The 13,380-nt window shown below is 63.8% G+C and carries 17 protein-coding genes; 14 read left to right on the plus strand and 3 right to left on the minus strand.

Features of this window, described 5'->3' with window-relative positions:
- Positions 1 to 149: 149 nt before the first annotated feature.
- The 12 genes from ACW4TB_RS04555 to ACW4TB_RS04610 are packed head-to-tail and all read left to right on the plus strand — an operon-like array spanning position 150 to position 9,069.
- Positions 150 to 1,778 carry a GspE/PulE family protein gene (locus ACW4TB_RS04555; RefSeq protein ID WP_085984878.1) on the plus strand — a complete coding sequence of 543 codons (1,629 nt, stop codon included), beginning with the start codon at positions 150 to 152 and terminating at the stop codon, positions 1,776 to 1,778.
- Positions 1,759 to 2,553, plus strand: coding sequence for a hypothetical protein (locus ACW4TB_RS04560; RefSeq protein WP_115274987.1), 795 nt, complete (start codon positions 1,759 to 1,761; stop codon positions 2,551 to 2,553). Before ACW4TB_RS04555 ends, ACW4TB_RS04560 begins: the two co-directional genes overlap by 20 nt.
- A gap of 1 nt (position 2,554) precedes the next feature.
- Positions 2,555 to 3,097, plus strand: coding sequence for a PilN domain-containing protein (locus ACW4TB_RS04565; RefSeq protein ID WP_012314325.1), 543 nt, complete (start codon positions 2,555 to 2,557; stop codon positions 3,095 to 3,097).
- Positions 3,084 to 3,647, plus strand: coding sequence for a type 4a pilus biogenesis protein PilO (pilO, locus tag ACW4TB_RS04570; RefSeq protein WP_279933158.1), 564 nt, complete (start codon positions 3,084 to 3,086; stop codon positions 3,645 to 3,647). Before ACW4TB_RS04565 ends, pilO begins: the two co-directional genes overlap by 14 nt.
- Complete coding sequence (locus tag ACW4TB_RS04575; protein ID WP_012314327.1) at positions 3,647 to 4,144, plus strand: hypothetical protein; 498 nt, start codon at positions 3,647 to 3,649, stop codon at positions 4,142 to 4,144. The genes pilO and ACW4TB_RS04575 overlap by 1 nt, the downstream gene beginning before the upstream one ends.
- Positions 4,141 to 6,018, plus strand: coding sequence for a secretin N-terminal domain-containing protein (locus ACW4TB_RS04580; RefSeq protein WP_012314328.1), 1,878 nt, complete (start codon positions 4,141 to 4,143; stop codon positions 6,016 to 6,018). Before ACW4TB_RS04575 ends, ACW4TB_RS04580 begins: the two co-directional genes overlap by 4 nt.
- Entirely contained in the window at positions 6,015 to 6,488 is a 474-nt protein-coding gene (locus tag ACW4TB_RS04585) for a type II secretion system protein (RefSeq protein ID WP_012314329.1), read from the plus strand. Before ACW4TB_RS04580 ends, ACW4TB_RS04585 begins: the two co-directional genes overlap by 4 nt.
- Positions 6,489 to 6,493: 5 nt before the next feature.
- On the plus strand, positions 6,494 to 6,868 hold the full coding sequence (locus tag ACW4TB_RS04590; RefSeq protein ID WP_279933162.1) for a type II secretion system protein: 375 nt from the start codon (positions 6,494 to 6,496) through the stop codon (positions 6,866 to 6,868).
- On the plus strand, positions 6,843 to 7,370 hold the full coding sequence (locus ACW4TB_RS04595; RefSeq protein ID WP_012314331.1) for a type II secretion system protein: 528 nt from the start codon (positions 6,843 to 6,845) through the stop codon (positions 7,368 to 7,370). Before ACW4TB_RS04590 ends, ACW4TB_RS04595 begins: the two co-directional genes overlap by 26 nt.
- A complete protein-coding gene (csgE, locus tag ACW4TB_RS04600; RefSeq protein WP_251962803.1) occupies positions 7,367 to 7,774 on the plus strand; it encodes a curli production assembly/transport protein CsgE in 408 nt (135 codons plus the stop codon). The genes ACW4TB_RS04595 and csgE overlap by 4 nt, the downstream gene beginning before the upstream one ends.
- A complete protein-coding gene (locus ACW4TB_RS04605; protein WP_012314333.1) occupies positions 7,771 to 8,184 on the plus strand; it encodes a curli assembly protein CsgF in 414 nt (137 codons plus the stop codon). The genes csgE and ACW4TB_RS04605 overlap by 4 nt, the downstream gene beginning before the upstream one ends.
- 45 nt (positions 8,185 to 8,229) lie before the next feature.
- Positions 8,230 to 9,069, plus strand: a complete 840-nt coding sequence (locus ACW4TB_RS04610; protein WP_455842897.1) for a CsgG/HfaB family protein — start codon at positions 8,230 to 8,232, stop codon at positions 9,067 to 9,069.
- 92 nt (positions 9,070 to 9,161) lie between these two features.
- On the opposite strand, the gene ACW4TB_RS04615 is transcribed toward ACW4TB_RS04610, so the two are convergent.
- The 3 genes from ACW4TB_RS04615 to ACW4TB_RS04625 form a co-directional block, all read right to left on the minus strand.
- Positions 9,162 to 9,884, minus strand: coding sequence for a T2 family ribonuclease (locus ACW4TB_RS04615; RefSeq protein WP_251962802.1), 723 nt, complete (start codon positions 9,882 to 9,884; stop codon positions 9,162 to 9,164).
- A 113-nt stretch (positions 9,885 to 9,997) separates the two neighbouring features.
- The gene (alkB, locus tag ACW4TB_RS04620; RefSeq protein ID WP_012314336.1) at positions 9,998 to 10,642 is read right to left on the minus strand and encodes a DNA oxidative demethylase AlkB; all 645 of its coding nucleotides are present in this window, start codon (positions 10,640 to 10,642) and stop codon (positions 9,998 to 10,000) included.
- A 41-nt stretch (positions 10,643 to 10,683) separates the two neighbouring features.
- Positions 10,684 to 11,037, minus strand: a complete 354-nt coding sequence (locus ACW4TB_RS04625) for a cupin domain-containing protein (RefSeq protein ID WP_012314337.1) — start codon at positions 11,035 to 11,037, stop codon at positions 10,684 to 10,686.
- A gap of 117 nt (positions 11,038 to 11,154) precedes the next feature.
- Between ACW4TB_RS04625 and ACW4TB_RS04630 the strand changes: the two genes are divergently transcribed.
- Both ACW4TB_RS04630 and ACW4TB_RS04635 read left to right on the plus strand, forming a co-directional pair.
- Positions 11,155 to 12,054: a LysR family transcriptional regulator gene (locus tag ACW4TB_RS04630; protein WP_012314338.1), complete on the plus strand. Its 900-nt coding sequence runs from the start codon at positions 11,155 to 11,157 to the stop codon at positions 12,052 to 12,054.
- 113 nt (positions 12,055 to 12,167) lie between these two features.
- Positions 12,168 to 13,376: an MFS transporter gene (locus ACW4TB_RS04635; RefSeq protein ID WP_279933169.1), complete on the plus strand. Its 1,209-nt coding sequence runs from the start codon at positions 12,168 to 12,170 to the stop codon at positions 13,374 to 13,376.
- Positions 13,377 to 13,380 lie beyond the last annotated feature (4 nt).

Below are 13,380 nucleotides of genomic sequence, written 5' to 3' on the forward strand. Positions count from 1 at the left end.
TCGACCACAGCGTTTCGGCCTCATCGCCGGCAAGCCGGCTCCCACAGGCTCAGCACACGCCTGAACATTGCTCTGACCCTGCAGGAGCCGGCTTGCCGGCGATAGCGCCAGTACAGGCTCCGCCAGCCTCAAGCTACCCCCGCGATCTTATGGCCCAGGCCCGCCTGCAAGCCAGCGGCGAGCGCCTGCTCAATTGCCTCGAACGCCTCGCCTGCGACACCCCCGACACCTTCATCCGCCGCCTGGGCAGCACCCTGCATTACCCGGTACTGGACAGCCAGAGCCTGTTGGCCAGCACCCCTCGTTTCGACAAGATCAGCCTGGCCCAATGCCTGAAGCGTGAGTTCGTGCTGATAGAGCAGGGCGGTGAACTGCTGGGTGTGTTCGCCGACCCCTTCGACCACGCCCGCCTGGCCTGGATCGACGATGTGCTGCAAGGCGCGCCTTTGTACCTGGCCCACGCCGCTGACCTTGCCACCTTCCTGGCCCGCCACGAAGAAAGCTTTCACGCCGTCGATGCCCTCGATCACGATGCCGAAGCCAGCAGCGAAAGCGACCCGCTGCAACGGCTGTCGCTGACCAGCATCAGCGAAGACCAGAGCAAGGTGGTCAAGCTGGTCAACTCAACCCTTTACGACGCCCTCAAGCAGCACGCCAGCGATATTCACCTGGGCATGACCGGCCAGGGCCTGACCATCAAATACCGCATCGACGGCGTGCTCAACGCGGCCGGCAAGGCCAGTGGCAGCGCCTTCGCCGACCAGGTGATTTCGCGCATCAAGGTCATGGCCGAGCTGGATATCGGTGAAAAACGCGTGCCCCAGGATGGCCGCTTCAAGGTTGCCGTAGGCGAGCGCCAGATCGACTTCCGGGTGTCGATCATGCCCAGCATCTTCGGTGAAGACGCGGTGCTGCGGGTGCTCGACAAACAGGACCTGTCCGACCGTGTCAGCGGCGTGCAGCTGCAGGCCCTGGGCTTTGCCGATGAAACCCTGCGTGCCTTGCGCCGCCTGGCAGCCGAGCCCTACGGCATGATCCTGGTCACCGGCCCCACCGGCAGCGGCAAGACCACAACCCTGTACGCCATGATCAGCGAGATCAACCACGGTGTGGACAAGATCATCACCATCGAAGACCCGGTCGAGTACCAGTTGCCCGGTGTGCTGCAGATCCCGGTCAACGAGAAGAAGGGCTTGACCTTCGCCCGTGGCCTGCGCTCGATCCTGCGCCACGACCCTGACAAGATCCTGGTCGGCGAAATCCGCGACCCCGATACCGCGCAGATCGCCGTGCAGTCGGCACTCACCGGCCACCTGGTGTTCACCACCATCCACGCCAACAACGTTTTCGATGTGATCGGCCGCTTCAGCCAGATGCAGGTCGACCCCTACAGCTTCGTCTCCGCCCTCAACGCCGTGCTGGCCCAACGCCTGATCCGCCTGGCCTGCCCGCATTGCTGCACGCCGTGCGAGGCCGATGACGAAATTCTGGCCGCCTCCGGCCTTACCCGTGAAGGCGTGCAGGGCTGGACGTTCGTCCGCGCCCAGGGCTGTGGCCAGTGCCGCGGCAGTGGCTACCGCGGCCGCAGCGCCATCGCCGAACTGCTGCACCTGGACGACGACCTGCGGCAAATGATCGTCGAACGACGCCCGCTGGCGCAGATCAAGGCGCTGGCTTGCCAACGCGGCCTGCGCCTGCTGCGCGCATCCGCCCTGGACCTGGTCCGCGAGGGCCGTACCACGCTTGAGGAGATCAACCGTGTCACATTCATTGCGTGATCATGCCTCTACCCGTTACTGCGCCGTGCTCGGCGCCGAAGGCGTCGGCCTGGGCCGCTGGCACGGCAACCAGCACCAATGGCTGGGCAGCCGCGCCTTCACCGGTGACGCCGCGCAACCGGCCTGGGATGCGGCCCTGCAGGCCCTGGCCGCGCTGCTGGGCGAGCATGCCGTGCGCGGTGGCCAGTGTCAGGTGCTGCTGTCGGCGCGCTACAGCCGGTTCTGCCTGGTGCCCTGGAGCGCTGCCATCAGCCATCCACGCGAGCTTGAGGCTTACGCCCAGGCCTGCTTCGAGAACCTCTATGCCCAGCCGCTCGATGACTGGCGCATCGTCCTTTCGCCAGAGCCGGCCGGTGCCGCGCGCATTGCTACGGCCTTGCCCGAGGCACTGCTGCAGGGGCTGCAGGCACTGGCCCGGGAAAACCGCTTGCGCCTGCGTTCGGTGCAGCCGTACCTGATGGCTGTCTACAACCGCTGCTCATCGCAGCTGCAGGCGGGTGATTTCCTGTTTGTCCTCGCCGAGCCACGGCGCAGCGTGCTGCTGCTGGCCGCCGGTGGCGCCTGGCAGCAGGTGCTGACGCAGGGCTGCGCCGACAGCGACCAAGCCCTGCAGGCCCTGATCGAGCGGACCTGTGAGCTGTATGGGGAGCACATGCCGCAGGTCTACCTGCATGCCCCGGGCCGGGGCGACGTGCCGCAACTGGCGGCGGTGCAGCTGTGCCAGCCGGCCAGCGAAGCCGACCCGCTGTGCGCCATGTGGCGGGCGGTGGCCTGACATGCGCCGCCTTGACCTGGAATTCCAGCCCCGGCGCAGCAGCCCGCTGGCCTGGTCGCTGCTGGCCCTGGGCGGCGCGGTGGTGGCCGTGCTGGTACTGCTGCAACAGCACCTGCAAGCCGAGCAGGTCCACCTTGAGGCTCGGCTGCACAGCCTGGAGCTGCAACTGGGCCGCCGCCCGGCCACGGTCGCCCCGCAGAACAGCGCCGCCAGCCGCGAGCAGGCCGAACGCCTGGCGCAGATGCGCAGCGTTTCACAGCAACTGCAACGGCCCTGGCAGCAACTGTTCGCCATGCTTGAAGCGCAACCCCAGGAAGACGTGGCCCTGCTCAGCCTGACCCCGGATGCCCGCAAGGGCCAGGTGCGTATTGCCGCCGAGGCCCGCAACCTGGAAGCGATGCTGCAGTACCACCACCGCCTGGAACAGAGCACCGAGCTCAGCGATGTATCGCTGCTCAACCACGAGGTAGTGGCGGGCCAACCCGAGCACCCGGTGCGCTTCACCCTTACCGCCACCTGGGAGACCGGCCATGCGCGCCCCTGACTCGATAAACAGCCTGATCCTCCAGGAGCAGTTGCGCCGTATCGGCCCGGTCAGCCTGGCCGGCGCCGCAGTGGCCGTCCTGGCAGTCGCTGTAGCGCTGGCCGGGGTGCTGCCGCAGTGGCAGGCCCTGCGCGAGCTGCGCGCCAGCGAGGCCGATGCCAGCGCCCAGGTCGAGCGGGTCAGGCGTGGCGAGCTGAAAGTCGCCGTCAAGCCTGAACAGCAAGCGCTGGACAGCCTGCGTCAGCAACTGCCAGGGCAACCTGAAGCCAGCGAACTGATCGAGCGGCTGTACCACCTGGCCAGCGCCGAACGTATCAGCCTGGCCCGTGGTGAGTACGCCCTGGGTGTCGACCCCAAGACCCAGCTGGCGCGTTACCAGATCGTCCTGCCGGTACGCGGCAGCTATCCGCAGATCCGCGGCTTTGTGCGCGGCCTGCTGGGCCAGTTGCCGACCCTGGTGCTGGAAGACCTTGAGCTGCAGCGCAAGCGCATTGGCGACAGTGAGCTCAATGGCCGCCTGCGCATGACCCTTTACCTGTCGAGGTCGTGATGAACACTCAGCGTGCAGTGGTGTGGGTGGGGTTTCTGGGGCTTGCCGGTGCGTTGGCCTGGGCGCCGGGGCACTGGTTCGGCGAGGAAAGCGAGGAGGCCCTGATCGCCGGCAAGCCGGTGCCCACACAACCGGTTTCTGAGAGTGCCGGCATGCCGGTGATGAAGCCGGAACAGGCCACGCGCGACCTGTTCCCCCGCCAGCAATGGACTAAACCCAAGGCCCTGGCCACTGTCACCGAACAACCTGTGGTTGCCACTGCGGTGGTAGCCGCTGCCCCCGCAGCCCCGGCGCTGCCTTTCCAGTTCGTCGGCCGCCTGGGCGATCGCGACGACCTGCAGGTCTTCCTGCGCAGCGGCGAAAAACTCTACGTCGTGCGCCAGGGCGATGTGATTGACGACACCTACCGTCTCGATCGGGTTTCGGCCAATGAGCTGGGCCTGGTCTACCTGCCTTTGCACCAGTCACAGACTCTGTCTGTCGGGAGCGCACCATGAAGCCATCGAAGTTGTGCAAGCCTGCTCCGTTCATGCTGCTGGCGCTCTGCGTGGCCATTGCCGGCTGCGGTTCGAGCGCGGTGCGCAAGGACAGCCAGGCGCTGATGAAAGAAGGCCAGTACGAGGCCGGTATCGCTCGCCTGGAAGAGGCGCTGCGCGACGACCCGCGTGACACCGACCTGAACATTGCGTTGGCCCAAGGCCGCCAGCAGGCGGTCGAGGCGCTGCTGAGCCAGGCCGACAGCGACCGCATCCGCCACGACTTCGCCGGTGCGCGCCTAGGTTACGGCCGCGTGCTCACCCTGGAACCGAACAACCGCCGCGCGCATGAGGGCATCCGCCAGCTGGAACTGATGCGCACCCTCGATGACCGTGTTGCGCTGGGCCAGGCTGCGCTGCGCCAAGGCGACCTGTTCGGTGCCGAGCGTTACATGCGCGAAGTGCTGCGCCTGGACCCGCAAAACCAGAAGGGCATCATGCTGCGCAGCGATATCGAGAACGTCCAGGCCCGTACGGCACAGCCCTTCCCGCAACTGCGCAGCAAGCTGGAACGCCCGGTGACCCTGGAGTTTCGCGATGCCGAGCTCAAGGTCATTTTCGAAGTGCTATCCCAGGTGGCCGGCATCAACTTCATTTTCGACAAGGACCTGCGCCCGGACATGAAGGCCACCATCTTCGTGCGCGAGGTGCGCATCGAGGATGCCATAGCCCTGTTGCTGGAACAGAACCAGTTGCGCCAGAAGATCGTCAACGACAACACCTTGCTGGTCTACCCCGACTCGCCGCAGAAGACCAAGGACTACCAGGAACTGGTCATGCGCACGTTCTACCTGACCAGCATCGATGCCAACACCGCACTGAACATGGTCAAGACAATGCTCAAGACCCGCGATGTATTCGTTGATGAGCGCCTCAATACCCTGACCATGCGCGACACCCCAGACGCCGTGCGCATGGCCGAGAAGCTGCTGCAGTCGCAGGACCAGTCCAACCCCGAGGTGGTGCTGGAAGTGGAGGTGATGGAGGTGGCCCGCTCGCGCATCCTCGACCTTGGCCTGCAATGGCCCAATACCTTCGGGGTGCTGAGCGATGAGGGCAACCCGGTCAGCGTGCTGGACCAGTTGCGCGGCATCAACTCCGGGCGTATCAGCATCTCGCCGGCGCCCCAGGCCAAGATCAACGCCCAGGACAAGGACATCAACACCCTGGCCAGTCCGGTGATCCGCGTCAGCAACCGCGAGCAAGCGCGCATCCACATCGGCCAGCGTGTGCCGATCATCAGCGCCACCTCGGTACCTTCCACCCAAGGGCCGGTGATCACCGAAAGCGTCACCTACCTGGATGTCGGTCTGAAGCTTGAAGTGCAGCCTACCGTGCACCTGAACAACGAGGTGGCGATCAAGGTAGCGCTTGAGGTCAGCAACGCCACCCCGCTGGAGCCAACCCGCCAGGGCACCATCCCGGTCCAGGTCGACACCCGCAATGCCCAGACCAGCCTGCGCCTGCACGACGGCGAAACCCAGGTGCTGGCGGGGCTGGTGCGCAACGACAAGACCTCTAGCGGCAACAAGATCCCGGGCCTGGGCGACATCCCTGGCCTGGGCCGGCTGTTCGGCAGCAACCGCGATGACATGAGCAAGTCCGAACTGGTACTGGCGATCACCCCGCGGATCGTACGCAACCTGCCTTACCAGAGCCCCTCGGACATGGAGTTCGCCACTGGTACCGAATCGAGCATGCAGGTGCGCCAACTGGCCCTGCCTTTGCCAGCCGGCGCGCTGCCGGCCGATGAGCCGGGCCAGGCGCCTGACGATGCACCGGTTGTCGACAGCCAGATGGCGGTGGTGCCTGCCGGCAAGGGCCCACGGCCATGAAACGCCGCGTGCAAGGCTTCAGCCTGATCGAGGTGGTGCTGACCCTGGCATTGCTCGGGCTGCTCGCCAGCATGGCTGCACCGCTGACCGAAACCGTGGTGCGCCGCACCAAGGAGCAGCAATTGCGTCAGGCGCTGTACCAGATCCGCGATGCCATCGATGCCTACAAGCGTGCCTTCGACGCAGGTTTCATCGAAAAAGGCCTGGATGCCAGTGGTTACCCACCAAACCTGCAGGTACTGGTCGACGGGGTGCGCGATGTACGCAGCGCCAAGGGCAGCAAGTTCTACTTCCTGCGGCGCATCCCGCACGACCCGCTAGTGGCGGCAAAAGACGATGACGGTGGTGGCTGGGGCTTGCGCGCCTATGACAGCGGGCCGGACAACCCACGTGACGGCCAAGACGTTTACGACGTGTATTCCAAGGCCCGCGGCAAAGGCCTCAACAACATCCCTTACGGGCAATGGTGACAGCCATGAAACGCAGCCGAGGTTTCACCTTGATCGAACTGCTGGTGGTGATGGCGATCATCGCCACGCTGATGACCATTGCCATGCCACGTTACTTCAACAGCCTGGAAAGCTCCCGCGAGGCTGCCCTGCGCCAGAGCCTGGCGGTGCTGCGTGAGGCGCTGGACCATTACTACGGCGACACCGGTCGCTACCCGGATTCGCTGGAGCAACTTGTCGAGCAGCGCTACCTGCGCAACACACCGGTCGACCCCATAACCGAAAGCAGTGATGCCTGGCAACTGCTGCCACCGCCTGAAGGGGTAGCCGGTGGCGTGGCCGACATCAAGAGCGGTGCAACAGGGAGGGCACGTGATGGCAGCCACTTCGCACAATGGTAAGGCCTGCAACGGCTTCACCTACCTGGGTGTATTGCTGCTGATCGCAGCCAGCAGCGTGGCCCTGGCGTCCAGCGGCACGCTGTGGTCCAGCGCGGCGCAGCGCGAAAAGGAGCGTCAGTTGCTGTGGGTGGGTGGCCAGTATGCCCAGGCACTGCGCAGCTATTACCGCGCTTCGCCAGGCCTGGCGCAGTACCCGCAGGCGCTGGCCGACCTGCTGGAGGACAACCGCTTTCCAGAGCCGAAACGGCACATCCGCCGGTTGTACCCGGACCCGGTCACCGGCAGTGATGAATGGGGGCTGTTGCGTTCGATCGACGGGCGCATCACCGGGGTGCACAGCCGCTCCGACGCCACCCCGTTCAAACGCAGTGGTTTCGACACTCAGTGGTCCGGCTTCGAAGGCCTCGAGCACTACAGCGATTGGCAGTTCGTCGCCGAGCAGGCCTTCAGCGAAAGCGCCAGTGGCGCACAGACCCACAGTAGCCCGGGGGATGCGCCATGAAACGCCTGAACGTGTTTTGCCTGAGCCTTGGCCTGTTGCTGGCCGCCGGGGTATCCGATGTGGCACGGGCCGACGCCGAAGATGAGATGAAGGGCTTTATCGTCGACAACACCATCTCGCACATCGGCCACGACTTTTACGCCTACTTTGCCGACCGCCTGCGCGCCACCAGCCGCCTGGATTTCAACCTGGTGGTGCGCGAACGCCCGGATGCCCGCTGGGGCAGCCTGATCACGGTGGAATTCGAGCGCGATGTGCTGTACCGCCGCTTCCTGCCGCCCAATGTCACCCAATTGAAAGAAGAGGCCATCGCGGCCGCCGACCTGGTCAAGCAGGAGGTCATTCAGCGCAAGCTGCAGCGCCTGCTCCAGGACACCACTGATCTGGAGAGGGACGAGCTATGAACACGCGTATTCCCCACTGCATCGCCGCCTGTCTCGTGGCCTGCGCCGTTACCGCCCAGGCCACGGAACTGGTGTACACCCCGGTCAATCCGGCGTTCGGTGGCAACCCGCTCAACGGCACCTGGTTGCTGAACAACGCCCAAGCGCAAAACGACTATGACGACCCCGACCTCAAGGACCGCACCTCCGCCTTTGGCGGTACCTCGGCCCTGGAGCGCTTCAGCAACCAGCTGGAGTCGCGGATGTTGTCGCAGTTGCTGGACAACATCAGCAATGGCCAGACCGGCAGCATGGCCACCGATGCCTTCCTGATCGATGTGATCGATGACTCCGGTGCTTTGAGCATCAAGGTCACCGACCGCGTCACAGGAGAAATTTCGATCATTGAGGTCAGCGGCCTGAACCCCTGAGAGGGACGGGTTGTTATCTGGGGAGAGAACACCATGAAACGTCTGCTGAGCACTTTGCTGATCCTCGCCGCCCTGCAAAGCCTCCAAGGTTGCGGCCTGCGCGAACCGATGTCGGCCGAACAGGACTCGGAAACCCCGACCCTGACCCCGCGCGCTTCGACTTACTACGACCTGATCAACATGCCACGGCCCAAGGGCAGGTTGATGGCGGTGGTGTATGGCTTCCGCGACCAGACCGGGCAATACAAGCCGACCCCGGCCAGCTCGTTCTCCACCAGTGTTACCCAAGGGGCGGCGAGCATGCTGATGGACGCTCTCAATGCCAGCGGCTGGTTCGTGGTGCTGGAGCGTGAAGGCCTGCAGAACCTGCTGACCGAACGCAAGATCATCCGTGCGTCGCAGAAAAAGGCCGATGTACCGGAGAACATCCAGACCGAGCTGCCGCCGCTGCAAGCGGCCAACCTGATGCTCGAAGGCGGCATCATCGCCTACGACACCAATGTGCGTAGCGGCGGGGAAGGGGCACGCTACCTGGGCATTGACATCTCCCGCGAGTACCGGGTGGACCAGGTCACAGTCAACCTGCGTGCGGTGGACGTACGCACCGGGCAGGTATTGGCCAATGTGATGACCAGCAAGACCATCTACTCGGTGGGGCGTAGCGCCGGGGTGTTCAAATTCATCGAGTTCAAGAAACTGCTCGAGGCAGAAGTGGGCTACACCACCAACGAACCAGCACAGTTATGCGTGCTGTCGGCTATCGAGTCGGCGGTAGGGCATTTGCTGGCACAAGGGATCGAGCGGCGGTTGTGGCAGGTGGCGGGGGATGCAGGGGATGGCAAGGCTGCGGTGGACAAGTACCTGAGCCAGTCTCAGGCGCAATGACAATGGAGACGAGACCGCCCCTCACAGGTACAGCGGCGTCCGAGCGCGCGCCGTACCTCGGGGTGCCATCCTTGCCCATGTAAAGCCTGCCTTCAGGATGTAGCCTTGGGACGCTCCGGGATCCATGTTTTCTGCGTTTCACACTGAACGCCGATCTGCAGGTTGGTTTCTTCCGTATAGGGGTTCCCTTTTTCGTCGACCAGGTAGAACACCTCATGCAGGTACTGCTTACCCTGCTTATCCCGGTAACATCTGAACGCCGTGTTGTCAGGGAAGACCTCGCGAATCTTCGAGAACTCGGTAGCGTGCCCTACCATCGCCTCGAACGCGTCATTGTCAAAACTGACCACCTTGTTCAAGTCGACGAAGTCCTGAAAGTACTCCTGCATACGCTTGCCCGAGCAAGTGCCGTGTTTTTGCCATTCATGCGCGAACAGCTTCTCGGGTTCGCTGGTAACGATGGCCCGCAGGGCTTTGTTGGCAAGCACTGCACTCATCTCATCGGCCCTCATTGCACAGGCTTCGCCGTTGGTGCAGTCAGGGGAATTGGTGCAGTACTGGGGGTGACGATTGGTCAGGTTGCCAATGCTTTCGCTGTAGGGCCAGATACCGTGGGTGAGAAAGCGTTCCGGTGCCTCCTCACAGCCTGGCGTCGAGGGCTTCATGAGGCAGAAAGTGGGTTGCCAAGTGACGGAGTAGACCAGGTACTTGGAGGGAGGTGCATTGACGTGGGCCTCTTCATTGGCATCCAGTGCCATCACACGGCTTGCCCCTAAGAGGGTCAGCAGTAGCAAGATTGTTATCATCAAGCGCATGGGTTCGCTCCCTTGAACGGGACCGCTCTGGTAGTGGCGGCGTCAGATCAATTAACCGGGAGCAGGCGGGCGCGCGTCTACTGGCAGAAATGTCGGGTGGCTATTTGATTGCATTACCCGGCCTTGCGCAAAGTCAGGTTGATCCGCCGCTCGCCCATCCGCGGATGCACGCCCGGCTTGATCGGCAATACCCCATGAAAGCGCAACCGGTCCTCACCTCCCCAGACCAGCACATCGCCATGGCTCAACGCTATTCGCCGGGTCTTGTCCGAGCGCTGGAAACCACCCAGCAGGAACACCGCCGGCAACCCTAGAGATACCGACACGATCGGCTGGCCGAAGTCAGCTTCGTCGCGATCCTGGTGCAGGCTCAGGCGGGTACCGGGCAGATAGTGGTTGACCAGGCAGGCATCAGGTACGAACGCGTCGAAGCCTGCCGCGGCCGCAGCGCGCCCGGCCAGCTCAAGCAGAGCTTCAGGCAGGGCTGGCCAAGGCTCGCCGCTGACGGGGTCGGTCGGGCTGTATCGGTAGCCTTTGGCGTCGCTGACCCAACCCAGCGAACCGCAGTTGGTCAAGGCCACCGCCATGTGCAGACCGCCGGGCGTACGCATGTGCCGGAAGGGGGCTGCGCGAAGCACAGGGCGCAGGGCGTCGAGCAGCTGCTCGACTTGCGCAAGGGCAAAGCCGGGCAACAGCACGGTGTGGCTGGCCAGTCGTTGTGGCTGGGGGCCGAACAGGTCGAGATCGGACTGGATCATGGTCGTGATGTCGAGGGATGGGTGTGGCCATTCTAACCCGCTCAGCAGGCAGGCCAGGGTTTTTCACTGCTATAGAACACGGCGAGCCACACGGTATGGGTGCCTTGTGCGGTCCATTCCACGCGATGGCGGCAATGGGCCGGGATGTCCAGGCAATCACCCGGGGCCAGCAGCCGTGTGTAGGCTTCATGCTCGAGGCGCAGGCCGGCACTGCCGCTCAGCAGCACGATCCATTCGCCTTCGGGCTGGTCGTACCAGAACCCGGGAGGGCTGCACTGGCCGCTGGAAACAATGCGCTCGATACGCAGGCCCGGGCGTTTGAGGAGGTCATCGACCCGTTCCGGTGCGCCAGGATCACAGGGTGGGAGGTGGATCAGCACGTTGGCAGGTGTCATGGCAGATCTCGCTGTATGGGAGGTATTTCACTATGGACTGGATCGAAATAACGCGCGCTTCTTGACCACCTATCTCGAATGTAAGACTTTTCTGAGACCAAATGCCAAAGGACTCATATGGACAAGCTTCTGGCAATGAGGATGTTCGCTGCCACCGTCGACGCTCAGGGCTTTTCCGCCGCAGCGCGCAAGCTCGGCGTGGCCACCTCGTCGGTGACGCGCCTGGTCGATGCTCTGGAATCGGCGCTTGGGGCCACCTTGCTTAACCGCTCCACGCGCCAGGTCACCCTTACAGAAGCAGGTGCCCGTTACTACGCCCGTGCACGTGAAATTTTCGAAGCGCTTGATAAAGCCGATGCCAGTGTCGCCGACCGTGGCGAGGAGCCGGTAGGTGTGCTGCGCTTATGCCTGCCGGTTGAGTTCGGCCGTCGGGTGATTGCGCCACACCTTGGGCAGTTTCTGGCGCGCCATCGTGCTCTGGAGCTGGACATCGACATGAGTGACCGGGTCGATGACCTGCTTGGCGGTCGTTACGACTTGTCGATCCGGCTTGGCGACCCTGCGCCCAGCGAGGAACTGGTGTGCCGGCAACTGGGCCGCTTCGAGCGCTGGCTGGTGGCAAGTCCTGACTATCTGGCCGGTTGCGAGCCCTTGCAGCACCCCGGTCAGCTGCTTGATCACGCCTGCCTGCGCTTTAGCTATGGGCCGATGGTGCGCCCTTGGCGCTTGCGGCTGGGCGATGAAGTGCTGGAGCTGGATGTCAGGGGCCCACTGCGCAGCGCCAACGCTGATCTGCTGCGCGAAGCTGCGCTGGCCGGTAGCGGCATCGCGCTGCTGGCTGACTGGCTGGTCCGCGAGGATGTCGCAGCCGGGCGCTTGCGACGTCTGTTCGATACCTGGCAGATCAGCCCGGGCACCGCCAACGCCAGCATCAATGCCTTGTATCTCCCCAACCATCGCGGTTCGCGACGCGTGCAGGCGTTCATAAGGTTTTGCGAAGGGCTGCTGGAGCCTTGAGAAACTTGCGTTGCGCAGGATGCAAAGCCCCGTTGCGTCAAGGCCGGATTCTCTTGCCGGGCATGTACCGCTAATGTGCCCGGCATATTCCACCCAATGCCGAGGAACCTCGCATGAATCCCTCTCTAGCTGCTGCGCAGGCTACAGCTCCAGTACTGAGTCGTGCCCTGATTACGCTGCTGGCGTTCTGTTGCGGCGCTATCGTCGCCAACATCTATTACGCCCAACCTATCGTCGGGTTAATTGCCCCGGACCTTGGGCTGTCTGCAGAGCGAGCCAGCCTGATCGTTTCGTTGACCCAGTTGGGTTATGCGCTGGGTCTGCTGCTACTGGTACCGCTGGCCGATCTGCTTGAAAACCGTCGGCTGATGATCTTCACTGCCGTGCTCGCTTGCGCAAGCCTTGTGTTGGCGGGTACCAGCAGCCATGGCCAAGGTCTGTTATTCCTCGGGTACGCGCTGTTGATCGGTTTCAGTTCGGTCGCAGTACAGATGCTCATTCCGCTGGCAGCGCACCTGGCACCGGAGCAGCAGCGCGGGCGTGTGGTCGGCAATATCATGGGCGGCCTGTTATTGGGCATCCTGCTGGCGCGGCCGGTGTCGAGCCTTGTGGCTGACCATTTCGGCTGGCGCATGGTGTTCATCGGTGCAGCGAGCCTGATGTTGGCGATCATCTTGCTGTTGGTGTTGACCCTGCCGCGTCGGGTGCCCGACCACAAGGCCAGCTACGCCGCACTGATGGTCTCGTTGGTTGCATTGTTGCGACAGTACCCGGTGTTGCGCCAGCGCTCGTTGTATCAAGCATTGATGTTCGGGGCGTTCAGCCTTTACTGGACGGCGGTGCCGCTGGTCCTGGCGCAAGAGCATGGCCTTTCGCAGAGCCAGATCGCGTTGTTTGCCCTGGTTGGTGCAGTCGGGGCCATCGCCGCGCCACTGGCTGGACGCCTGGCCGACGCCGGCCATGCCCGCGCCGCGTCACTGCTTGCCTTGGTGTTGGCGCCTGTGGCATTGCTGCTGGGGTTGACCGCACCGGGGTATAGCGTCATCGGCCTGGCAACGACAGGGGTACTGCTGGATTTTGCGGTGCAGATGAACATGGTCATCGGCCAGCGCGAGGTCTATGCGCTGGATCCGGCTAGCCGTGGGCGGCTCAACGCGCTGTACATGACGAGCATTTTCCTCGGTGGTGCACTGGGTTCGGCCGCGGCCAGCGCGGTGTTTTCCGACTACGGATGGCAGGGCGTGGCCGTACTGGGGGCTTTGTTACCGGGCCTGGCGTTGGCCGCATTCCTTCTGGTTGCGCGGCGCGAACCTGCCCATTGAGCCG

This window comes from Lelliottia jeotgali, assembly GCF_977070485.1.

Coding starts and splice junctions, on each gene's coding strand:
- ACW4TB_RS04555 (WP_085984878.1), top strand. CDS start 150: ATGGCCCAGGCCCGCCTGCAAGCCAGCGGCGAGCGCCTGCTCAATTGC.
- ACW4TB_RS04565 (WP_012314325.1), top strand. CDS start 2,555: ATGCGCCGCCTTGACCTGGAATTCCAGCCCCGGCGCAGCAGCCCGCTG.
- pilO (WP_279933158.1), top strand. CDS start 3,084: ATGCGCGCCCCTGACTCGATAAACAGCCTGATCCTCCAGGAGCAGTTG.
- ACW4TB_RS04575 (WP_012314327.1), top strand. CDS start 3,647: ATGAACACTCAGCGTGCAGTGGTGTGGGTGGGGTTTCTGGGGCTTGCC.
- ACW4TB_RS04580 (WP_012314328.1), top strand. CDS start 4,141: ATGAAGCCATCGAAGTTGTGCAAGCCTGCTCCGTTCATGCTGCTGGCG.
- ACW4TB_RS04585 (WP_012314329.1), top strand. CDS start 6,015: ATGAAACGCCGCGTGCAAGGCTTCAGCCTGATCGAGGTGGTGCTGACC.
- ACW4TB_RS04590 (WP_279933162.1), top strand. CDS start 6,494: ATGAAACGCAGCCGAGGTTTCACCTTGATCGAACTGCTGGTGGTGATG.
- ACW4TB_RS04595 (WP_012314331.1), top strand. CDS start 6,843: ATGGCAGCCACTTCGCACAATGGTAAGGCCTGCAACGGCTTCACCTAC.
- csgE (WP_251962803.1), top strand. CDS start 7,367: ATGAAACGCCTGAACGTGTTTTGCCTGAGCCTTGGCCTGTTGCTGGCC.
- ACW4TB_RS04605 (WP_012314333.1), top strand. CDS start 7,771: ATGAACACGCGTATTCCCCACTGCATCGCCGCCTGTCTCGTGGCCTGC.
- ACW4TB_RS04615 (WP_251962802.1), bottom strand. CDS start 9,884: ATGCGCTTGATGATAACAATCTTGCTACTGCTGACCCTCTTAGGGGCA.
- alkB (WP_012314336.1), bottom strand. CDS start 10,642: ATGATCCAGTCCGATCTCGACCTGTTCGGCCCCCAGCCACAACGACTG.
- ACW4TB_RS04625 (WP_012314337.1), bottom strand. CDS start 11,037: ATGACACCTGCCAACGTGCTGATCCACCTCCCACCCTGTGATCCTGGC.
- ACW4TB_RS04630 (WP_012314338.1), top strand. CDS start 11,155: ATGGACAAGCTTCTGGCAATGAGGATGTTCGCTGCCACCGTCGACGCT.
- ACW4TB_RS04635 (WP_279933169.1), top strand. CDS start 12,168: ATGAATCCCTCTCTAGCTGCTGCGCAGGCTACAGCTCCAGTACTGAGT.